Origin of the sequence: Cytobacillus mangrovibacter, assembly GCF_042865275.1 — a bacterium.
GTDB classification, from domain to species: Bacteria; Bacillota; Bacilli; order Bacillales; family Cytobacillaceae; genus Cytobacillus; species Cytobacillus mangrovibacter.
Genome location: NZ_JBIACJ010000006.1, coordinates 77,686 through 100,961, shown reverse-complemented (window position 1 = coordinate 100,961; position 23,276 = coordinate 77,686). Strand labels below are relative to the sequence as shown.

General features: G+C 38.8%; 19 protein-coding genes and 1 riboswitch. Of the genes, 1 reads left to right on the top strand and 18 read right to left on the bottom strand.

From position 1 onward, the window contains the following. Positions 1-118: 118 nt before the first annotated feature. The 8 genes from ACFYKT_RS12475 to ACFYKT_RS12440 form a co-directional block, all read right to left on the bottom strand. Positions 119-1,132 (bottom strand): HAAS signaling domain-containing protein, encoded by a 1,014-nt coding sequence (locus tag ACFYKT_RS12475; protein WP_389219926.1) that lies wholly within the window; start codon positions 1,130-1,132, stop codon positions 119-121. 1 nt (position 1,133) lies between these two features. Beyond that, positions 1,134-1,481, bottom strand: a complete 348-nt coding sequence (locus ACFYKT_RS12470; protein ID WP_389219924.1) for a PadR family transcriptional regulator — start codon at positions 1,479-1,481, stop codon at positions 1,134-1,136. Positions 1,482-1,661: 180 nt separating this feature from the next. Then, on the bottom strand, positions 1,662-2,744 hold the full coding sequence (locus ACFYKT_RS12465; RefSeq protein WP_389220333.1) for a GerAB/ArcD/ProY family transporter: 1,083 nt from the start codon (positions 2,742-2,744) through the stop codon (positions 1,662-1,664). 41 nt (positions 2,745-2,785) lie between these two features. Then, on the bottom strand, positions 2,786-3,025 hold the full coding sequence (locus ACFYKT_RS12460; protein WP_389219922.1) for a hypothetical protein: 240 nt from the start codon (positions 3,023-3,025) through the stop codon (positions 2,786-2,788). Positions 3,026-3,031: 6 nt separating this feature from the next. Further along, complete coding sequence (locus ACFYKT_RS12455) at positions 3,032-4,219, bottom strand: Ger(x)C family spore germination protein (protein ID WP_389219920.1); 1,188 nt, start codon at positions 4,217-4,219, stop codon at positions 3,032-3,034. 12 nt (positions 4,220-4,231) lie between these two features. After that, positions 4,232-5,839, bottom strand: a complete 1,608-nt coding sequence (locus ACFYKT_RS12450) for a spore germination protein (RefSeq protein ID WP_389219918.1) — start codon at positions 5,837-5,839, stop codon at positions 4,232-4,234. Between the two features lie 55 nt (positions 5,840-5,894). Next, positions 5,895-6,044: a hypothetical protein gene (locus ACFYKT_RS12445; protein ID WP_389219916.1), complete on the bottom strand. Its 150-nt coding sequence runs from the start codon at positions 6,042-6,044 to the stop codon at positions 5,895-5,897. Further along, the gene (locus tag ACFYKT_RS12440) at positions 6,041-7,168 is read right to left on the bottom strand and encodes a GerAB/ArcD/ProY family transporter (protein WP_389219914.1); all 1,128 of its coding nucleotides are present in this window, start codon (positions 7,166-7,168) and stop codon (positions 6,041-6,043) included. Before ACFYKT_RS12440 ends, ACFYKT_RS12445 begins: the two co-directional genes overlap by 4 nt. A gap of 305 nt (positions 7,169-7,473) precedes the next feature. On the opposite strand from ACFYKT_RS12440, the gene ACFYKT_RS12435 reads away from it, so the two are divergent. Then, a complete protein-coding gene (locus ACFYKT_RS12435; protein ID WP_389219912.1) occupies positions 7,474-9,027 on the top strand; it encodes a histidine kinase N-terminal 7TM domain-containing diguanylate cyclase in 1,554 nt (517 codons plus the stop codon). A 73-nt stretch (positions 9,028-9,100) separates the two neighbouring features. Here the strand turns inward: ACFYKT_RS12435 and ACFYKT_RS12430 are convergent, their stop codons facing one another. The 10 genes from ACFYKT_RS12430 to ACFYKT_RS12385 all read right to left on the bottom strand — a co-directional run bounded on the left by ACFYKT_RS12430 (position 9,101) and on the right by ACFYKT_RS12385 (position 23,177). Next, complete coding sequence (locus ACFYKT_RS12430; protein WP_389219910.1) at positions 9,101-10,489, bottom strand: cobyrinate a,c-diamide synthase; 1,389 nt, start codon at positions 10,487-10,489, stop codon at positions 9,101-9,103. Beyond that, entirely contained in the window at positions 10,468-11,298 is an 831-nt protein-coding gene (locus ACFYKT_RS12425) for a cobalamin-binding protein (protein ID WP_389219908.1), read from the bottom strand. The genes ACFYKT_RS12430 and ACFYKT_RS12425 overlap by 22 nt, the downstream gene beginning before the upstream one ends. A gap of 58 nt (positions 11,299-11,356) precedes the next feature. Continuing rightward, a complete protein-coding gene (locus ACFYKT_RS12420) occupies positions 11,357-11,905 on the bottom strand; it encodes a cob(I)yrinic acid a,c-diamide adenosyltransferase (protein WP_389219906.1) in 549 nt (182 codons plus the stop codon). Between the two features lie 60 nt (positions 11,906-11,965). After that, the gene (locus ACFYKT_RS12415; protein WP_389219904.1) at positions 11,966-12,805 is read right to left on the bottom strand and encodes a heme ABC transporter ATP-binding protein; all 840 of its coding nucleotides are present in this window, start codon (positions 12,803-12,805) and stop codon (positions 11,966-11,968) included. Then, a complete protein-coding gene (locus tag ACFYKT_RS12410; protein ID WP_389219902.1) occupies positions 12,805-13,845 on the bottom strand; it encodes a FecCD family ABC transporter permease in 1,041 nt (346 codons plus the stop codon). Before ACFYKT_RS12410 ends, ACFYKT_RS12415 begins: the two co-directional genes overlap by 1 nt. Further along, on the bottom strand, positions 13,842-14,858 hold the full coding sequence (locus tag ACFYKT_RS12405) for an ABC transporter substrate-binding protein (RefSeq protein WP_389219900.1): 1,017 nt from the start codon (positions 14,856-14,858) through the stop codon (positions 13,842-13,844). Before ACFYKT_RS12405 ends, ACFYKT_RS12410 begins: the two co-directional genes overlap by 4 nt. A gap of 166 nt (positions 14,859-15,024) precedes the next feature. Continuing rightward, a riboswitch (cobalamin riboswitch) is annotated at positions 15,025-15,213 on the bottom strand. Between the two features lie 195 nt (positions 15,214-15,408). Beyond that, positions 15,409-19,875 carry a hypothetical protein gene (locus tag ACFYKT_RS12400; RefSeq protein ID WP_389219898.1) on the bottom strand — a complete coding sequence of 1,489 codons (4,467 nt, stop codon included), beginning with the start codon at positions 19,873-19,875 and terminating at the stop codon, positions 15,409-15,411. Continuing rightward, entirely contained in the window at positions 19,853-20,599 is a 747-nt protein-coding gene (locus ACFYKT_RS12395; RefSeq protein ID WP_389219896.1) for a DUF6063 family protein, read from the bottom strand. The genes ACFYKT_RS12400 and ACFYKT_RS12395 overlap by 23 nt, the downstream gene beginning before the upstream one ends. Further along, the gene (locus tag ACFYKT_RS12390) at positions 20,596-22,110 is read right to left on the bottom strand and encodes a hypothetical protein (RefSeq protein WP_389219894.1); all 1,515 of its coding nucleotides are present in this window, start codon (positions 22,108-22,110) and stop codon (positions 20,596-20,598) included. Before ACFYKT_RS12390 ends, ACFYKT_RS12395 begins: the two co-directional genes overlap by 4 nt. Further along, complete coding sequence (locus ACFYKT_RS12385; RefSeq protein WP_389219892.1) at positions 22,101-23,177, bottom strand: Wadjet anti-phage system protein JetD domain-containing protein; 1,077 nt, start codon at positions 23,175-23,177, stop codon at positions 22,101-22,103. The genes ACFYKT_RS12390 and ACFYKT_RS12385 overlap by 10 nt, the downstream gene beginning before the upstream one ends. Positions 23,178-23,276 lie beyond the last annotated feature (99 nt).

The following is a 23,276-nucleotide window of genomic DNA, read 5'->3' as shown; positions in this document are numbered from 1 at the left end:
CTCTCATTTTCTCTGGATATTAGTCATTCACCTCCATATATTCGCCGTTATCCCGAATATATTGGACAAATACTAAAAAAGTACAATGGCTCAAATTCATCCACTGTACTTCATGCTGTTATTTACTTTTCCGCACTCTAATAAACCCATCAACGATGTCCCATACTAGTGCAAAAAGGAAGAAGACGAGCAGCCATACTGTTGCTTGATCCCAAATCACACTAACTGTATTAAATGCTTCGCTGTTAGCAGCTAGATAACCGCTTTCTATCAATTGCGTCATGAAGTTTGGATTCCAAATGGCTGGTTCAGCAATAATAATGATCAAACCAATAATTGAGATGATATTGACAACAGCTGTAAATATCACAAGCTGCATCGTCCATCTTCCGTAAACCATTTTCAAGCATTCTTTTATAATACCAAAACCAAAGATCAGGAAGATAAACAAGAGGTAGTAGCTAATATACTGCTCATTAAAGAAGGGGATGACATCTTTAAACTTTCCATCTTCAAAAAACCATACACCAAAATACTCACTGGAAAATACGAATATCGCAATACAGAAAACATAGAAAACGATACCTGTTATCGCTTCCCCTTTTTTCACTTGCCCTTTTGGATGAGGAAGTGGTGGCAAATCAGAAGGCTTCCAACTACTATTTAGCTGTAAATCCACCATCTTAAGCTGTTTATTGCCCCAAAATTGAATGGTGGCAAAAGCAAACGTCGTCCAGGCAAAAGCAATTGGTAAACCCGTAACTACAGAAACAATAAATGAGACAAACGATTGTAATATTGAAGGCGGATCCATAATGATCTCAATAATAAATGACACACCAATGGCTGCACTTGTAGCAATTAAAACAATTTTTAACACCATTACATAATGAGCAAATAATTCTGGGCCAATTAAATATTGGTTCGTTCCTCGATATTTATTGGCTAATTTCCGAGGTTCCCCAAGTTCTAAAAGTACTTCTTCCACATGCTTCTTTGTAATTGATCCATCTTGTACCCTTTCATCGAGCATATCTTCAATAAGACCGCGAAGCTCCTTGGCGATGTCCTCTCTCTGCGATTGCGGTAATAATTTAGTGACTGCGTATACATACCGTTCAATGGTCTCCATTTTATGATCCCCCTTTGTTTATAAGCAAATTGTCTAAGCGACTCACCATATCCTTCCATTCAACAACAAGCTGTTCAAAAACTTCCTTTCCACTTTCACTCAAAAGATAATATTTCCGGGGCCTAGTTTCATTTGTATCCCATTCACTTACCAATAGTCCTTGCTTTTCTAATCTTCGAAGCAGGGGATATAGTGTACCTGCCTCCACATGAAAATCCTTTTCTTCTAAAGAGGCTACAAGAGAATATCCATATTGCGGTTCATAAAGCTGACTAAGAACTCCAATTGTAAGTGTGCCGCGTCTTAATTCCTGCATTAATTTATCTAAATGTTCATTTGTTTCGCTCATGTCATCAACTCCTGATTTCATTATACTGTACGACACACACTATTGTGAATGATTTATTATTAAATTTTTTATTATAATAAATTTATGTTAATAGGAATTTTTTGCAACTATTTAAAAGTTTGTACAAGAAAAGGAGACTGGATAAATCCAGCCTCCTCTCTGTTTCATTGTATTTACGTTTTAGTTGCTTATTTTCTTTTTAACATTTGCTGCAATTAACACAAATAATGGCAGCAATCCAAAGACCGTTAATGCATATGGAGTCCACATCTTATATATTACTTCCATGAAATATACAATATTAGGATAAGAAACCATAGAATAAACCAATAATAGAAAACTTATTGGAAAGACCAAGACTCTATAATCATTCAGCTTGAGAACCTGAGCAATTCCCAATAGTAAGGCATAACTACTCACTACGAATTTAAAAAAAGTGGATAGTATCCAGCTAATTGCAACCAATACTTCAACTCTTTCAATAATTCCACCTATCTTCACCATTTTTCCCAGCACATAAGTAGGGTACATATTTCTGCTTGTAAAATCATGACCCAAGACTCCAAGGCACATAATCGTAATGAGTGTGATTCCTAAACTTCCCAAGATAACACCAAGAAAAAAAGACTTTCTCGCTTTTGAAGCATTATTTACATTGGGTAAGATCATTAAAAAAACAACTAATTGGCAATATGGAATACTTATATAAGGATATGCCGCTCCGAGAATCGGTCCAATCCCCCTAGCGAAATTAGGAGATATATTACGTATTTCCATTTCTGGTATTAAAAAAATGATTAGTATAATTAAGAATAAGACAATCCATGGGAAAAAAATTTCACAAGTTCGAGAAATTACCTCAAGCCCCGCTCGAATACAATAGATAGCGGTTATTAAGGTAAATATATGTATCACCTCGATTGGGGTCTCAATAATAACCTGGGTTGTAAAGAAATCACCTATTTCCCTAAGAATCCCTGCTGATAATAAGAATATTGGAAACAAAATGAGGATTGAAATTATCGTACCTATCCATCTTCCAAAAACAACTCTATTTAATTCAATAAATGTTTTATCAGGATAAACAGCAGAGATTTTGACATACAGGAAAATCAACAGTAAACCAAATAATAAACCTAGTAGCGATGAAATCCATGCGTTGCTTTTGGCAAAAGTCGCCAGTGCTGATGGGATCAAAAGGACTGCACTCCCCCAGGTATACATGACAACTAGAATGGTAAATTGCTTTACACTTATGTTCATTTTCCCCACTGTTTATCCCCCTCCCATTTGTATGTAATATGCTATTTGAATTGATTCATATAAGATATAAAAGGTTCTGATATAGGGTGATAGAGCTCAGTTAAGATTTCCATTGGGTTTATTAAATTGACTTGCAAAGCCCAAGCAGCAGTAATAGATGTTCCAATAAATAAGGAGATAAAGAAGACGATTTTCTCCCTTCTATCCCATTTATTTGTAATATTAGTTTTTTCTAAAAAAATCACCACTGCTGTTGCAAGTAAAATCAAAATTATCTTCACTTTCTACTAATCCTTTTCTTCTTGGAATGAATCAGATATTGTGCCAACCCTACGAATTTTCAAATCAACATGAACCACAACATCCGTTTTTACAAATTCTTCATCCCAATTCTTTTTTAATTCTTCCCACTTTTTAGGTTCGGCCCTTTCTATGGCTTCCCCAAACCCATAAATATCAGTCCCTAACTCTTTTGCTCTTTCCACACTATTCATAATGATGGCTTTTGTTTTTTTATTAAAATCTTTTTCAATATCCTTAATTGTTTTAGACTTAGATAAATCCATTGAACATTCGACGTCTCCAATATTGGACTCCATACTAACATGTATCTTGATCATTGGTCTTCCATTTTCAATTGCTCCTACCAATTTCGTCTTACTTCGAATAGTTTCAATCGTGAGCGTGCCTTCTTCACCACATTCGATAAATCCGACCGTCCTTGTAATATTATCAGTGATGTAATTGAATCCTTTACTTTCCGGTTCATCCAACCAGGCAATAAGTTTATCTTCCTTAAAAACACCTAAATAGTCTGATTTAATTTTAGTAGGTGTATTGACTTGTTGAATATTACTTATATGGCTTCCTGACTCCGGATCACCTACCAAATATATACCAGTTACAACAGGCTGTTTTCCTTCACTAACTAACGATGTGATCAATTCATCTAACAAAACAATTTTTGTCGGAGCCCAATTCTTCTCAGATGTTTCAATAGATGAGAAAATTTTATTTGCCGCTACTTTTTCCATAGGTGTTAGTACTTTTATTAAGTCTTCTGCTTTCAAATCTTTCGCAATCGCAATAACAAAGTCGGCTCTCATTTCATGATCCCTTGATAAAAAATCTAGTGGTTTTCTTATTCCTTCTTTAGCAAGCTCCTCACCAAATACAATTACTCTTACATGGGCTAAGTACACCTTCCTCGGAGCCGTGGTAGTTAGCTTTCGAGTAGCTTCCAGTATGCTCCTTCCTTCTGCCGAATGAACGGATATTGGTACGCCCATTGAACTTTTTTTTGCCGCTATTTCAGCAGGGTTGACAAATTGTACTGACACTCGATATCCGTCCTCTGTCTTATCGATTCCAAGAGCAGTAGCAATGGCCAATTCTGTTAATTCATGGGCGCTCCAACAACCTGTCAAACCTATTAACATGAATAAAACAATAAAGGTAGAAGTTATCTTTTTCATTCTGGATCTCCTTCACGAATCACCTTCATTACTGGATACATTAGGTGGCTTAGGGCCTGGAGTATCTTCTCTTTTAATATCGGATTGACTAATTAAACGAGGCCTTGAGAACATCTTCCAAATAGGAACACGAACAAGAACATCCTTCTGATCGGCAGCAATAAATGGAGCCATTGGTGATAAATATGGAACCCCAAATGAACGTAAGCTAGCTAAATGAGCCACTAATATAATGAGGCCCATCATAATTCCAAATAAGCCAAAGGTTCCTGCTAAGATCATAAAAATGAACCGCAATATTCTGATCGAGATAGCCATATTAAATGATGGGCACACAAAGCTTGCAATAGCTGTCAAAGAAACAATAATGACCATCGTTGCTGAAACGATGCCTGCTTCAACCGCAGCTTGTCCGAGAACTAAGGCACCTACAATAGAGATGGCTGAGCCTACAGCCCTCGGCATTCTCACTCCTGCTTCCCTTAATATTTCGAAAGTAATCTCCATCATTAATGCTTCAACAAGGGCTGGAAAAGGTACACCTTCACGTTGCGCAGCCAAGCTTATAAGTAAAAGGGTCGGCAGCATTTCTTGATGGAAAGTGGTAACCGCTATATATGCAGAGGGCGTTAATAAAGCTAAAAATAAACAAAAAAACCGTAATAATCTCAATAAAGAGGCAATATCTGCCCTTTGATAGTAATCCTCGCTGGATTGGAAAAACTGTACAAATACTGCTGGTGCAATTAAAACAAATGGGCTTCCATCAACCATAATAACGATTTTACCTTCTAGTAATGCTGCACATGCTGCGTCTGGCCGTTCTGAATTATGAATGGTCGGAAATACAGTAAACGTTTCATCTTGAATCATTTCTTCAATATATCCACTCTCTAGTACCGCATCGATGTTAATTCGATTAATTCTGCTTCTGATTTCATTTACAATTTTCATATTTGCAACGTCCTTTAAATAAAGAAACGCTACATCAGTTTGCGTTTTTTTCCCAACAGGAATGGTTTCAATCCACAAGTCAGTATTTTTAATTCGTCTTCTTATTAGTGATGTATTGGTTCTAAGCGTTTCAGTAAAACCATCTTTTGGACCCCTTACTACTGTCTGTGAAGAAGGTTCTTGAACCCCCCGTCCTTCCCATCCCCGCGTACTTACTGCCAATCCTTTATGACTGCCTCCAATTAAAACAATTGTATCCCCTGAAAGAAAATGGGTATAAAGTGTTTTTAAATCGGTAATTTCTTTCAAGTCCCCACTAACTAAATTAAAGTCCTTGATGACTTCAAACAAATTTGTATTTCTGATCACTTCTATATCCAGTTGTGATATTCTTAAGTCTGCCATTAATGGCTCAATGATAAAATCCTGGACAAACACTTTATCAGCTAGTCCGTCTAAGTACGCAATACCAACTTCTATCAAACCATCTTTCCCTGTCTTAAAACTTCTCGTCACAATATCTGCACTATGGCCCATTGTCATATTAATGTCATTTAAAACCTTGGTAACCTCTTTTGGAATGAGTTCTGCATCAGCTTTTATTGTTACATGATCCCAATTTTCTTTCTTTTTCTTAGTATTCTTAAGTAACCTTTTCACCTTCATTTGCAAAGCTCCCAAATTTATTCTTATCTGTAATCGTAGACATAGAAATTACGTTTTAATCATTCCTATTTCTACTGCCCCTTTGCCTCATCCAAGTAATAATGGACAATAGAAATGAAGCAATCACCATAAATACAGGCATGGCTAATGGATGTTCAATCATAATATTTGATTCCCATGGAAACAACCATTCTTTGATTATCATAGCCGCTCCTTCATTTGTTCAAAATTCCTTTTCCCTTTATTAATAGCTCTATTAATCAACGTAACGATAAGCAGAAGGATAGGTAAAATCCATAAAAGAAGAATCCACAAATTGTATGGAAATACTTCAATAGCTACCTTTATATGCTCTTGAAAATTAGCAGAGACACTATAGCCTAGATAAATAGATAAAATGACGATAGGGATGATTAATTTGTGACTATTTTCTATCTTTGTGAGTATCTGAATCCCTCGAATAGCAAAAAACATATGTAGAGAGATTTTAAAAAAGGAAGAAATAATAAAAAGTAATACAGCAAAGGCATCTAAATTTTTAATGATTCCTCCAATATTTACTTTTGATACTAAAGTGAACATAGGAAAGCTTTCTGTTTTATAAAAAAATTCGCCTAGACCAGTTATGATCATTATTACAGTAATTAAGATAATGAGCCCTGAGAACGTGGTTGCAAACAAAGTAGTTTTTACTAATTCTTTTTGACTAGAATTCACGAGCAGCCAAATCATAGCTAATTCAAGGGATTGGGCAAATCCTTGACTTGCTCCTAAGGGAAAGGCTGACTCAAAAATGGGCTTCCATCCATTTTTCAAGATAGGTAGTAGATTTTCTATTTTTAAAATATCAGACGCAAAAATTAGAATAATGCTTCCAAGGATCATGGCCAGAAAATAGGGAAAAAAGATTTCTCCCATTCTCGCTATAACCTCAATCCCACAAAATTGAAGGTAGGCAACTGCAATTAGGAAAAAGATGATGATTGCCAGAAAAGGGGTATCCACCAATATGATAGTAGTTGTTAAATACTTAACATCATTTAATATCCTTCCTACTTCATATAGAAATAATAAGGGGTAGAGCCAGGCAATCGGGGTTCCAATCCATTTTCCAAATTGTGCAGGAAACCATTCAACCAACGTTAATCCTGGATTTAGATAAGAAAGGAGGAGATAAATGCTAATAGCGAATAATCCTATGATCAAAGAGATAATGGTAACGATCCATGAATCATTTCCCGCAGCGGCGCCAAAGCCAAAGATGATCGTGGTACCAACTTGAAAAAAAACAGTTAGTATGAAAAGTTGATATAGTGATATTCGCTCCATGCAAAACACCTTAATTCACTTAAAATTGTTCGATTTCCATCTATCTTTAGATTATTAACCACTGGAATAATTTTAAACATGATTCTAAAACACAAAAAATGAACTTAGCATGTAACTAAGCTCACTTTTCAGATACAGGCATATATTTTGTAAAATAAGCACCTAAAATCAACAATATTACTGTAATAGACCAATTCAATTGGGAGATATGGATAATAATAGAATACTACATATAATCACCCACATTCATATTCATTTATGCTACATTAAAACTAAAATCGGTAGCTAAAAAGAGGTATCTAATCGTGAATTCACAATTGACCACCTATATTACCCTTATCAGTACGTCTGGTGTCCTTAATTTGTATTTATGCTTATACGTATTTGTGAAGCGTTATAAGTATAAGAATATCGCTAACACTTTTATTTTTTATACTGCGGCCATCGCCATTTATTGCTTTGCCTCTGCTTTTGGTTTAGTTGCTACGTCACTTGAACAAATTAAGGTTTGGACAACTTTGCAATATGTTGGGATGCCAATTTCTTGCCCTTTAGGGTTATTGTTTATCATGAAATATTTAGGCATCAAAATTACAAAGAAAAGATATATCGCTCTTCTTGTTATCCCTTTGATTAGTTTAATCATGGTTGCTACAAATGATTGGCACCATTTACATTATAAAGTTTTTGAAATTGATCCAGTCTTAGGAGCTCCTTTCATCTATCAGGAAATCGGTTTATGGTATATCATTCATGGGATCTATACATTTGGCTGTATGTTTGTTGCCTTATTACTAGTATTTTTTCATTGGAAAGAAACAGCAAAGGCATATCGTCTGCAATTAATCATATTAATATTTGGGCAATTTGTTCCTATACTAACTGCTTTTATTTATTTAATCGGTCTCACACCTCCGGGTATTGATCCAGTACCTATGATTCTATGGCTGTCCTCACTATTATATTTATGGGCCATTAATTCGACTAGGATGTTTACCATTATGCCAATTGCAAAAGACGCAATATTTAATAGTATAAATGATGGTGTGATCGTGCTGGATGAAGCTAATCGGTTAATTGAGTTCAATCAAGCATGCAAGCTTATGCTTCCAAAGTTAAACAAGACAATGTTTGGCATGGAATTTAATAAGGTGTGGCTCACACTATCTGGGGAAACCTTTCCTTCCAAACTTGAGACAGACGCATTCACCCGAGAAATACAATTAGGTGCGGATCAATCAAAGCGTATCTATCAGATGCGTACTTCTTCATTGGAGAATGCAGATAATAAAGGTCAATTACTTATTTTCACTGACATTACAGAGCTAAATAGACTGCAGGTGGAATTAGAACGTCAAGCTTTCTATGACGAGTTAACACAAATTTATAATCGCCGAGCCTTTTTCCAGAAATGTGAGCTAGCTTTTGCCGCAGCAAAGAAGGATTCAACCCCATTTACAATCATCTTAATCGATATTGACTTTTTTAAAAGAGTGAATGATACCTACGGCCATCCTGTTGGTGATCAACTACTTAGGCATGTAGTAAAGGTCTGCCAAACACAATTAAAGGAGGACATGCTATTTGCTCGATATGGCGGCGAAGAGTTTGTTATAGCATTGAAGGGAAGAACTGAAATCGATGGCGAAGCTTTGGCTAACGAGCTGCGCAAATCTGTAGAGGAACAACCTTTAATTTCTGCTGAGAATATTGTTTCTGTTACATTGAGCATTGGGGTTGCTGAAGCAACAAATGACTCGATGGAAACCATTTATCAGCTTTTGAATAGAGCGGATCAGGCTTTGTATGCTGCAAAACGGGAAGGACGCAATCGAGTGCGGGTTTATACAAAAATATAGAAGCAGGCTGTCCCTTATTTGGAGCCTGCTTCTTCTTTTAAAATTATTAGTAATTATAGAAGAACTCCGGCAATTATATGCGCTGAATAGCACCGTTTTTAAACTCCATACACTGTTCCACCCAGCGCTGTGCAATTTCTGGTGCGGAACCAAAATGGATATGCGTGTAACCAGCGACAAGATTATTTAACAAGAAGCCTTCTTGCTTTGTTCCTCTTCTTCCTGAAGAAGTATATGCTGAAGTAGACTCCCCTGTTGGCTCGAAGGTAGAGTAATGAAACTCATGTCCTCTTGCCCGGTCATCTGGTCTAATTAAGAAATTCTTATCCATTCCCTTTACTTCCCGATAACCAAGTGCGGCAAGCTTCGTATGCATCTTCACCTTGCCAGGAATCAATCCAACCATCGGATATTCCTCCCCACTAACCGTTTTAATTGATTCAGACAAGAACATGAATCCGCCACATTCTGCCAACGTAGGCATACCGCTTTGGATAGCCTCCCGAACAGATAGGAGTAGATCTTTCTGCACTGATAAAGCAGCTGCAAACTCCTCAGGAAATCCACCGCCAATATACAGTCCATGTACATCCGAAGGTACCTGTTCCCCATTTAGTGGGGAGAAAAACACAAGTTCTGCTCCAGAGAGCTCTAACAGCTCTAAATTTTCGGGATAGTAGAAATGAAACGCCTCATCCATTGCAACTGCCATTCTTACTTTGCTCTCTTGCCTTTTTTGAGTTCCAAATAAAACAGTTGGAGATTCAATTGTTTCCGACCCCATTATTTGATACAGACGATTCAAGTCAAAGTTATTTTGAATTGTATCTGAGAGTAAGTCGAAGAAAGGCTTAAGTTCTCCGCGTTCAATGGAAGGTACAAGCCCAAGGTGACGCTCTGGCATACAAAGCCGTTCATCCTTAGTTAAGTAGCCAATAACAGGAATCCCACATTCTGTTTCTACCGCTTTCTGAATTAATTCGTAATGGCCTTCACTTCCCACACGGTTCGCAACAACCCCACAAAGATGAACAGTAGGAGATAACACTTGAAAACCCTTCACTATTGCAGCTGCACTTCGCGCCATCCCAGCGCAATCAACTACGAGCAGCACTGGGCTATTTGTAATCATGGCAATTTCTGCAGCACTCCCTGTATCAGAAAATGGGTCTTTCCCATCAAATAAGCCCATTACCCCTTCGATAATAGCCACATCCGCTCCTTGACAGCCACGTACAAAAATCTCCTTCACTGCTAAGTCACTGCACATCCAGCTGTCTAAATTCCGAGATTTTCTGCCGGTCACTGCGGTTTGGTAAGTCGGATCTATATAGTCTGGTCCGCATTTAAATCCTTGTACAGAATAGCCTAGTGCTTTATAAGCAGCCATTAGACCAATAGCTACAGTTGTCTTGCCTACGCCACTCCCCGTTCCTGCAACTACAATTCGATTGATGGACATAGCCATTCCTCTGCTTTATGCTCATCATACGCGGGAAAAAGGTTCGGATGTAGCAGGACACCTAGTTTTTGAATACCGAGCAGGAGACGCGGAGATGGTCTGCAATAAAGGGATTCCTCCATCACGATGATTCGATTATCCTTGATTGCCTTCATCTCTGGCCAATCTGGCCGTTGTTTCAGTAAATGCGGCTTCATTTGTTTTTCCTTCACACCAACCCAAGCCATTAAGACATAATCAGGATCACGCCTTCTTACATCTTCCCAATCCGTTTTCACACTGGCCCGCTCGTCGTCTGCGAATACATTTTGACCACCAGCGATATCACTTATTTCCGTCAACCAATTCGTACCACCTGGAGTGAATATCGGCTTAGGCCACCATTCCCAATATAATCGTGGGCGTTCCTCAATCTTCCGTCCAATCGCCTTATACTGCTCCAATAATCCACAATATTTACGGTAAGCTTCTTGCGCGATTGCTTCTTGTCCTGTTGCTTTCCCCACCTCAAGCATATTATCCCCAATATCAGCCAAGCTCTTTGGATTAAGGGTGATAAAAGGTAATCCTCTCTCCTCCAAGCCAGCGATATTCTTCTCCATGCCAGGCACTGATAATGAAGCAAGAACTAAATCCGGCTGAAGGGCTTCAACAGTAGCAATATCAATATCTAAATCAGAACCTAGCCTTGGTAAATCATTAATCTGTGCAGGCCAGTCTGAATAGTTATCAACGCCTACAATATTGGAAGTCAACCCCATAAACCCAAGAAGCTCGGTATTACTTGGACATAATGATACAATTCTCATCTGAACGATTCTCCTCTCTCTTTCCTGATATACCTACATATTCTTTTGATACTTTATCTTATAGCTCAATCCCCATAACTGCCGGTACTCCCTCATCATAATAATGCTTTGATACAGTCACGTCTGAAACAAGATCAGCCACTTTAATAACCTCTGAATTTGCGTTTCTTCCAGTTAGAACAAGATGCATCCCTTGTGGGCGATGTGCAATGAGATCAATTACTTCTTGAAGCGGCAGCACATCATCAATTGAAAAACTATTAATTGCGAGTGCATTATTAATTTCATCTAAAATAATTAGATCGTGTTCGCCTGCCATCACTCGCTCTTTTGTATACGTCCAAGCTTCTTTAAGCGCAGCACGATGCTCTTCTGGCGTTTTCGTCCAAGTAAACCCGATCCCTTTCTGGACCATTTCAATTCCTAGCTTATCAAAAACAAGTTTCTCTCCATATGTACGTTGTGGAGACTTAATAAATTGAATCATTAAAACTCGTTTCCCCCGGCCAAATGCTCTAATAGCAAGCCCGATCGATGCCGTTGTTTTTCCTTTGCCATCCCCCGTGTAAACGAGGGTTAATCCTCGTTCTTTACTTGGTTTACTCATTACAAATCCCTCCTCTTTATTTATGGATACATTTTTTCTCTGGTTACAACTTCCGGTTTATTATTGGAGAATTTCCATTTTTCCTACTCTCCACTGTGAAGAAGTTTGCCGCCTTGCTACACTCTCTCCCTGAAGGATTATTTGCGGCAATCCATAAACAGGGTGTTTCATTACAATCGGTGCAGTTCCGTAAACCTCCTCAATCAATTCGGTTCGAATAATATCCTCTGGAGATCCAACCGCCACTACTCGCCCATTATGTAAAAGCAATAACCGATCACAATAGAGTGCAGCTAAATTTAAATCATGCAGAACCGAAATAACAGTTATATCATCTGCCAGCTGCCATTCTCGAATCCGATCCATTAGAAGTATTTGATGGCCAATATCAAGATAGGTAGTTGGTTCATCGAGCATTAATAGCTTGGGCTGCTGCGCCATCGTCTTGCCAAGAGCTACTCGCTGCCGCTCTCCGCCGCTTAAGTTTTCAAGGTGGCGATCACTTAAATCATTCAATCCCATCTTATCGAGAATGGAATCAATAAGCCGTTCAATATCGGTTGTCTCTTCGCCTAGCCAATTTTGAAAAGGAAATCGTCCCATCTCTATGACTTCTCTTACTGTAAAACCAATTGGTGGCAAAGATTCTTGCTGTAAGACTGCCAACCATTTAGCTAGTTCTTTTCGCGTATATTGTTCAATCGGTTTCTGATTAATTTCAATTTTTCCAGTCGTTGAAGTTTCCACTCCTGACAATAGCTTTAGTAATGTGGACTTGCCGCTTCCATTCGGTCCAATAATCCCAAGACATTCTCCACGTTTCACTGAAAAGTTTATCTCATCGAGCACTGACTGATTGTCAAACTGTTTACTCAGCTTTTCAACTTCAATAAACACCATCAAATTCCCCCTGACATTTGCTTGTTCCTGCGAAGTAAGTACGCAAAGAATGGTGTGCCAAGAACTGCGGTCACGACTCCAAGTGGGATCTCCGTCGGACTAAGTAATGTACGGGCAATCGTGTCAGCCCAAAGCACGTATATTGCACCGAAGATCACTGACAAAGGCAGTAATATTCGGTAATCTGGTCCAACCATCAGTCTCACTAAATGTGGGACGACAAGTCCAACAAAGCCAATAGTGCCAACGATCGATACTGCAGCAGCAGTAATAAGTGTGGAAACAACCAGCACAACTAACCGAGTTCGTTTAATATTGACACCCAAATGAGCAGCTTGCCGCTCCCCTAATGCAAATAAATTTAATGTTCGTCCATAGGACAGCAAGACGATAATCCCAATGGCTAAATACGGCATGAGCACAAAGGTAAAAGACCAGCCTCTAAGGGCTAAACTTCCCATTAGCCAAAAAACAATCTCATTCACTACCTGATCGGACATCGATACCATAAAGGAAACAATAGCCCCGAGAAAAGCAGAAACAACAACGCCAGATAAAATGATCGTTTCTAATTTATACTTCCCCTGTACATTGGCTAAACGGAGAACGACAAACAAACTGATTAACCCTGTCACAAATGCAACCAACGGAATGGTCCAAGTACCAAATAAAATGGTATGAAACCCGAATAAAATTAAGAATGCAGCACCTACCGCTGAACCAGATGCTACCCCTAATGTATATGGGTCAGCTAACGGATTGCGCAATACTCCTTGAAAACCAGCCCCAGCAAGTGATAAACACGCTCCAACTAGGATGGCAAGAAACACCCGCGGCAAACGAACTTTTAAAATAATTTGCTCAGAGGATGCCGCCCAGTCTGTATTTATGGAACCCTCTAGGAATGGAAGCTGGTGCAGGATAATCCCCCAAACATGTGAAAGGGGCAAATTAGCTGATCCTAACGACAAACTAACAACTACTGAAAGAAGAAGGAGAACGAAACCCGCTCCCCCCCATAGTGCTAATCTTCTTTTCATTTCTTAAACAATTCCGGATAAATGGCTTCAGCCATTTGTGTAAGAGCATCTGTGATTCTAGGACCAGGTCTAGACATGATATTCCCTTCAATGCCAGTCAAATTGCCATCTTGAATAGCTGAAATCTTCTCCCAGCCATTTCTTGACGTAATAAGTTCTGCTAATGGCTTTCCAGATTTATCATCAACAACTTCAGCAGTATACAGAATCACATCTGGGTTATCCTGAATGACCTTCTCCTCATTAATCGCATTCCAGCCTTCCATATCTGAGGCAATATTAATACCTCCAGCTAACGTAATCAGTTCATCCATAAATTCACCCTTGCCAACTGTCCAGCCTGGGGAAAATTCGATATATACTTTTTTCTTCTCTTCATCTTTAAGAGTTGCAGCCGCTTCTGTTACTGCGTCAATATCCTTTTTCATTTGTGCCACAAGTTCTTCTGCTTTTTCCTGTGTATTTGTGATGATTCCAATTTGAAGAATATTATTTAAAATATCGTCCAGCTTTTTCGGCTCTGTTTTATATAATGTCAGCCCTAACCCACGAAATTTCTCCACAATATCATCTTTCATTGAAATGCCGCCAATTACTAAATCTGGATCGGCAGCAATAATCGCTTCCTCATTTGGCTTTGATACCCCGCCTACTTTCGACTTCGTTAATGCTTCTTTAGGATAATCATCAAAATCCGAAACACCGTAAATTTTATCATCCAAGCCTAGAGCAAAAAGAATTTCTGTTTCCGATGGAGAAGTGGAAACAATACGCTCTGGCGCCTTTTCAAAGGTTAATTCTAAACCTGTTGCATCCTTGACTGTCAATGGATAAACTGTTACTTTATCCGTTCCCTCCTCATTCGGTTCGGTATCGGAATTTTCGTTATTTTCAACTTCTGAAGATGCTTTTTGAGCAGAACTGTCCTTTTTTGTCTCGTCATTTCCTGCCCCACATGCACTGATAGTTAACGCTACCAATACTGTTAATAGTAATACTAATAACTTTTTCATTACTCAATCCTCTTCCCTTCGTTTATGGTTCGAGATGAGCTTGATATCATGAAGTCTTCTGAACAACGAAAAAAGCCCTGCTTCCATTCGGAAACAAGGCATGCGAAAACCAGACAAATAAAGTAAATTTATACTGATTAAGCCTATCCTTTTCCACGAAGGATTTCGTTGGCAAGCTATGTAGGCAGGTTTCCTGACTTACGGGTAATGTGACTTCCTCTCCTTCCCATTCCTTAACTGGAACAGTGGTACTGCGAGGTTATCCCCGAATAACAGTGGCGGGACCGCGCCGGATTCACACCGGCTTCCCTTTTAACCTTATCCAACGACAAGGCACCTACTAGCTATCTAAGATTCAATTGGTCAAGCAATATTCTCATCTAGTATTATAGCAATAACTTCAAGATATGAATAGATCATGTATGACTGATAGACTCTAAATTAATTGATTATCAATTTCTTTCTTAGCCTAAACACCATTCTGATAATATCCATAATCCCCCGCCTTCTATGCATCAGATGAGATTTTATCTATAAATCTATATCTGCCCTATTGTCCCACTTCCTCGCCTTGATAGATCCGAAACGCTGGAACAATCGTGTCGGAAACAATTTCTTTTCCTTTTTCGCGAATGAAATCGAGTTTGTAGTAGGCATCGAATCTTTGGCTAATTTCCGTTTTCACTAGCTCTGGTGGAGTGACGACGATGAATTGAAATTTCAGTTTCTCAGCAACAGCGAAAATCGGGTCAAGGACATGGGCTGATGCAGCCTGTCCGAATGGATTATCACAGACTAATGGAACCCAAGCTTGGTCAGTTTCACTCTTAACCGACAATAACATCATCATCATGACCATTCGGGCTGATAGTTTTTGTCCGCCGCTTCCATCGGATTTCGTCTTCGAGCCTTGATTGATCGTCTGCCATGTTGAATAATGCTCCTTTTGCGGCTTCCCATACATAAAAGCATTATCTGTTCTCATGTTGTAGACGAGTAACTCTGGAAATCGATTCCGGAGGGAGACAAATAAAATTTGCTCATCACTAATAAGCTCTTTTATTGCTTGATCTAACACTCGATTATGGTCATCAATCATATCAAATTGCTTCGTAATTTTGTTAATCGCTAATACGAAATGCTGCTTCAATAGCGACTCGACGTCCTCTGGCCTTTTCGGTAATATGTCTTCTTTTAGCTGCACCAGCGGGAATGAGCCTCGCTCATTTTTCACCTTCATTTTTGCAATCATCGAACGGATTGCCTCTGAAATGCTCATAACCTTCATGCTGGCACGACTCGCCCAGAAGTTTTGAGCCCTCTCTGCCCTTTCTTTGTCCCGTTCTAACTGCTCTAACCCACTTTGTGAAAAAAGCTTCATATTCTTTACGACACTTTGGATATGGGTATAATACCTTGTATCTAAATGGTCCAGTGTTGTTAATACTTCATTTTTGAAGCGAATCTCCCAATCCTTGCCTTCAATCGTAAGTTTTAAATTACGCAAAGATTGCTCGATTTTCGCATGCTTTTCCTTGCCTTCCTCCTGAATGGCTTGATGCTCTTCACACCAGGCTAAGATACAGGCTTTTCCCTGGCTCTTGATTTTTTCTATCTCATCATTTGTGAATACTGCTGCTTCCTCCTTGAGGATAACAGATAAGGTTAACAAATCCCCTTCATAGCCAGCAATATTTGTTTCCGTTTCTTTTTGTAGCTTCTCAGCCTGCTTGATTTCCTCTTTCGTTTTCTTCGTTTGGTCTTTTATTTCGACTTCCTTTACCTTTAGATCAAGGTCCTCCCATTCTTGCGGCTGTTTTTCATGTTTGACAACCTTTTTTCCCGATTTTTCACGCTGTTCCTTCTCATGCTCCAGGGTTGTTTCTGCTTTCGTTACAGCAGTTCCCTGTTCCCGTTCTTCCTTTTCTGCTAGTTTTGCTTCCTTCTGTGCTGTTTGCAGCATCGTTTCTAATATACTAATCGGTTCATTTGGCTCTGGAGCTTCATTCCAATCCTGCCTATAAGCATTCAGCTTTTTCTCTAATTTCTTTTTCTGCTTTTCCTCTGATTCTTTCTTAGCTTGTATGATAATTAATTCCTTCGCCTGCTCTTCCTTCGATTTTTGAAGCTGCTTTAGCTCGTCCATGCTCCCATTTATCTCTTCTAAAAGATGCGGAGATAGACGGGGAACCTCATCACTTTGGTCTACTTTTTCCTCAGAAGGAAAAGTCGCTCCCTCTATAAAAATCGCAATCTCTTTTATGTTTTGTTCCGTTTTCAGCTTCCATTCCAAATACGTTTGATTCCACTGGGCTTCTAGGCGGGCAATCGTTTCATGCTCATGACTGATTTCCTGCTGTTTAAGAACGAATGCTTCCTTTTGTTTCTCCTTCGCAAGCTTTACCCGTCGGTTTTCCTCGTGAACTGTTCTTTCCCGTTCAAAGTCTTCTAGCACTTCTACATCCTTTGAAAGCTTTTCTATCTTTCGCAAGGATTTCTCCATCTGCTCCTTTAACTGCATCTGCAGCTCTTTTTCTTTTTCCGCTTGTTTCGTGATGTCCTGTAAGTTTACTTTCTTCAATTGAAGAGCGTTCTGTTCTTGATTGATTGCCTTTTCGATATCAATAGAAAGATCGTTTGATAGAAATCGATCGATTTCTTTTAAAATACGGCGCAGTAAGTTTTCCGTTTTTTCGATCTCAATGAGCGTATCTTTCTTTTCTTCAATTTGTTTCGCAATCTTTATTTTCCAATTGGTGAATTGATGTTTATCTGTTAATAGCTCTCTTTCCGTACCATTGATCATTACAAAGGCACCCTGCGCATTTTCGCTGCTGTTCATTTCCTCACGCAAAAAAATCGGAACAGGGCTGTTAAACATTCTTACTGAAAGAACCTGCTGATTTATTTTTTGCCATTGATGATGATTGACAACTAATCCATATGGAAGAAACGGATAGGCCATCAGATGATTTGCCATTTCCTCCGTACCTAAAGACTGAAGAAATTGCGAACCGTAAAACACATCAATGCCTGTTTTTTCATCAATCCATTCCTTTAATTCCTTCACATCTTTATTGGCAATCCAAAAAGGCTCATCATTTAATGAATGATCGAGCTGGGATTCCCAAAGCTCTCTTTTGATTTGTTCCCCTTCTTGTCGATTCTGCTTAACCATTTCTTCAATCTGCAAGGAGTAATTCGATAAAAGAGAGTTTGTAAACGGGACTGAAGTCTCGGCTAATAGTCCATGAAGCTTATCGTATAGCTTTGTTTCCTTTTGTTTCTGCACTTCATTTGCAGCCTTTAATTCTTCCCATTTTTCCTCTGAATGCTGAATCGATTGGACAAGTGTCCCATGTGTTTCTGCAAGTTGATTTTGCTTTTCATTCGATGCTCTATCCTCTGCTTGCAGCTCTGCGAATCTAGTCTGTTTTACTTCTATTTGTTTCATAAGACTTTCGATAAAACCCTTTAAATCATAGGTTAAGCGGTCACCATATTCTTTAATGAGTGTCTCTTCCTTCGATTCAAAGGCATGCATTTGAGTATAGAGGAATTCAATTTCCGTAGAGGCTTGAGCGATTTCCTTTGTCTTCTGTTTATCCTGCTGTGAAAGCTCCAACCCTTTTTTCTTTAGGAACTTTTGGTAGCCATAATGCTGCTTCACAGCTTCTTGCAACTTTTGGAAGGCTTGCCCCCACTTGGCTGTTACTTCCTTTTTAATCTCATCCATTCTTTGATTCACTTGCTCTAAACCACTATTTTGCTCCAGTGTTGCAATCTGTTGTGAAAGAGAGCGAATCGTTTGCTCGAATTCATGCCACTCTTTCAAAAGAAGTTGAACAGCAAGCTCTTCTTTTCGTTCCTGTTTTTCTAGAACAGCCTTTTCTAAGATTGCATGCTTCTTCTTTTCTTCAACTAACTTCTTTTCCCAATCAAGGACCTCTCGATGAGCTTTCGCATACTCCAGATTGTCCTTTTGATAGCGTAAATCCTCTTGCTTTAATGTTAACTTTTCCATTTCCTTCTCTAGATCAAGCTGTGTTTCCTTTTCCGTTTGCTTTAGATGCTCTAAAGCTCCAAGAAATTGTCTACCCACTTTAATGCTTTCTTCTACAATTTCCTTATGTTCAATCCCTTTTGCTAGGTGCTCTTCAAATGGGACAATATCCTCTAAGAACTCCTTATGGGCTTGCTCTCTTTTTAAAAGAACAGGCAGATCCTTTGCGATACTTGCCTGACTCTTGAAGATTTCCATGAGATCGTTCTTTTGATGCTCGGTTCGGTGTAACACCTGACTAACCGTTGGAATGATTCTTTTTTGGAACAAGGAATGGTCATCCTCCGCTCCCTCAAAGTATTTTCCAACTCCGCCTTCATCTTTATTGATGTCCTTCATAATATCCCAGTCTTTACGGTTAATTCCGTATGTATCAAGAATGCGATAATGCTTCTTCGTATCGTGATAAACATCATAGCCATTCCATTTTAAATAATCCTTTAAGCCTTCCGTTTCCGCGACTTCTTCATTTTCATAAAGCGGGATATGCTCAAGGGCTGCTACTTCATTCCGTTCAAATTCTCTTGTGTAAAAGGTAATATTCGGGAGTATTTTCGCCTCTTGCTCCAATGACTTCCTTTCATTTTCACCTTCATCACTCATGGAGATCCGCTGTTCTGCTGAGAACATTCCTCCAGTGATCAGATGTCTTCGATCAGAACCATCCAATTCCCACTCCATAACAACATGAAAAGTATAAGGAATAAACTGCTCTTTATTATTAAAAAAGAACTGCTGATAATAACGATTGTTTTGTTTTCCCCAAGAGGTTCCTGGCTTGATGATTTGGAAGATCGTTTGAAGGAATACCCCTTTTCCACCTCCGTTCATCATCGCAATGAGGCCATTAGATGACGTCTTCTCGTTATGGAAGTTGAATGTGGTATCCTTGTATTGCTTTTGCATGCCATCATACTTGAGGCCAACAATTCTAATTCGATGAATTTTCGGCATGCTCATCCTCCTCTATTTCCATCAATTTCTTAAACATTTCATACCGGTCATAATCGTGATACAGGTATTCAATACGCTCAAATAGTTCATTTCTAGGAATCACCTTTGGAATATCATCCCGATCTAGAATGACAACCAAACCTTCCGTCTCTAATAATCGCATGCTACTCGCAATTAAGCCGATTCTCGTCCGGCGGTTGCCTTTCTTCATTCCATAATCGTCCGTGTCAACCTCCATATACTTCCAGACTGTAACAACTTCCTTCATATCAATTCGTTCCTCATCCCCAAAACGAGGGTTCCCTTTCAGAATACTATCCCAATTCTTCATAAGGTCATTGACTTGCCGTTCTAAGGCATAGTAGCTTATTCCTTCCCGCTTCGTACGTACTTTAGCAGCCTGGTTCCGATCGATACTTGCTAAAAAGGACATAATGACGATGCTAATAAGATGAAAGTGCTTTTTTGTTTCAACCTGCCGATGCTTATCTTTCATATGAGTAAAATTTGTAGCGAAGACAGATCCTGTAGGTTGAACAACCAATTGAATACGCTTTGGAGCTTCAATAATATATGTACCTGATTCATCAGCTAATAAAAGGACTGTCTGCCTTATTTCCGGATCAAAATACGCTTGAAAGTGCTCACTGTTTTCGTCAATCACTTTCTCTTTTAAGAGAGTAAAATAAACAGCTGATGCTTTTTTGATCGTTTCTGCATTCATCGCTTCTCCTCCTGTAAACAAATTTTAAAAGGGGTTATTTTCATTCGTTGCCATAGAAGTGGTTCTGCTAGGGTGTCAAATTCCGTATAAATCTTCAAGCCCTCAAACATTTGAAATTGGGGATATTCCTTCATTAATTTAAAAAGAAGAATTTCCCTTTCATCACTTAATGTTTCTTCTTTCCGATGCAACACTTGAATTTTCAGTGGCTTTTTATCAAACATCATCCATAAATCAATCGTTTCCGACTCCTCTACCCACAAATCCTGCACCTCTAATGGCAGATCAGCTAAATCTGCTAGAGAAAACTCAAGGTATGTTTGTAAATATTGAAAGACATAGCTCCAAGCTTTAATAACAGAATTCCAGTTCGTCACTCGCTGAGTTGTAATGCTTTCTTTTGGTGCCTCTTCTTCAACAACATCCGCTTGGTTCTTTTCATCGAATTCTTGTTCACCCCAAATCCAATCAAGAGGTAAAATAAACTCATTCTTCGGTGAAAATAAAGGAGAAAGGACATTTTCGATTTCCTCAAAGCGATTAAAGCCTTCTTTCATGAACCAATTTTCATAAAAATGCTCTCGGAATGAAACGAGGCTGTTTTCCCAAAATAACGAAGGATTCTCTACCTTTAGCTTCATCTCATAGGAAATATTTTGAATGACAAGCTTCGCAAAGCGATCATGCAATTGCCTTGTATGTCCAATTTTTTCTTGGAGGAGAATCAGTTCCTTCTGAATAGAATCAACTTCCTCATTCCTTCGTTTCGTCTTTTCGATCATGCTTGTGATCGTACGGAAATGGTTTTTCTCTTCTTCAAATTGCTTTTCGATTTCCTCACGGTTGTCAGCCCTTTGCCATTCCTCTTCAATTAAGAGGATTTTCGGATTGTTACTCATTTCCTTCTGAAAAGAAAACTCCCTTGCCATTAAGCGGTTCACGCGTGAAATGAGATGATCAAGGTTTCGAGTAGCTTTTCTGAAATTCCCATTTTTAATGAGCTGCATACTGTAGAGCTGCTCAATGGTAATCGAGAATTCCTCTGCCATTTCCCTGCTCATAAATATCATTTCCTGTGCAACCTCTGTAAGCTTATAAACAATGGAGCTGCCTGTCTCTAAATTCGTATAAAGTTCATCCATGGTGACATAACGAAAGGTTTGCGTCGCCCATGACCCGCTTATTTCATCGTAATATAACGCTTCAAAAGGCTTACTAAACTCTTCTTTTCCTTGATACAGGAGACCGCTCGTAATCCGATCGATTTGCTTTTCGTCCGCTAAAAGCTTCATCTCCTTAATTGAATCCTCGACCATATACTTAATATCAGATTTACGTCTATTGTCATCATCATTTAATTCCCGATAAAAGATGGTAAGAAGCACTTGCATGAGAATAGTCTGGATATGAGCTTTTAGCTCGCCTACATCCATTCCCCTTCCAAGCTCAAACAGAGGATTTAATCGTTGCATTCGCTTGCTAAATCCTTCCCATGACTCGTTCACATCCATCTCCTCCATGTTTCGTTTGTTAATACTTCCTGTGGAATCCGTTTATTTTCTTCCCATAATTGGAATAATAGCTCTTGCTCTTCCTCTGTAAACCATTGAACAAATGCATCGCGGTATTTGAGGAGGTTTTGTGTCTGGCCTTGTTTTTGTTCGTTCCTTTGTTCGAAACAATCGAGCATTTTGCGGTAAATTTTCAAGGCCGGCTGAATGGAGCAATCCGGATATTTTTCAATCAGCCTAATGAGGATGCCGTACCCTGCTGCATCTAAATCTCCTGCATAATAGAATAAATACGGCTTAGATGGAAACATTCGAAAGAAATAGGAAAAACTTCGTTCAATTTTCGTTCCTTCACCGTAAATAATCAGTTCTGGTTCATAGTCTAGTAGATTAGCTTCCAATAGCTTAATGGATGTATGAAAGAAAGATAGATTTTCAACAATGAGGACCCTCCGAATATCTTTCATTTCTTTCCCTTGTTTCATCCAAAAGACAAAAGGCTCTCCGTAACGCACCATTTTCAGCTGATCTTCTGTTATTCCAATTCTAGCTAAAAAGCCTTTACCTTCAGGAAAGCTATCAGCATCAAGTAGAAATTTTTCATGTTTAAAGAGCTCTAGGCTTCTTTCTTCAACAGATACAGTTTCCCGTTCTGAAGTGGACTTCAGAAATGTATATACATTTTGAATTCGTATCCATTCCTCTTTCGATTGCCATGCCGGATGACGTTCATAAAAGGAGAAATCGAATATATCGCTTAATTTCATCATTTCAAAACGATCCCATTTGTCTTCCTGAATCTTTATATTCACCCAGTAATATAGGTAAAGGGCCGGTGTTCTTCCATTATATTGTTTATTTTGAATTGGGGTCAGTACCCCTTCAGCCTGCAATGCTTCGATCGATTGATAGAACAGCGAATACCCGTCCATTTCAAAATAATCATCCATAAGCTTACGTAGCTGAAGCTCTAAATCGTTTATATTAATCTTCTTTTTCTGCTTCGGGTGCTGAATATCCGCGATAAAACCTCTCACCCGTGTTTCAATGATATTGATCGTACTCACCTACTTACAACTTCTATTTATTATGCTTTGTTAAATTTCATCAACAAACAATACTAACATAGCCATTTATTAAAGAATTGACCCCTTTTATCTAAAGGG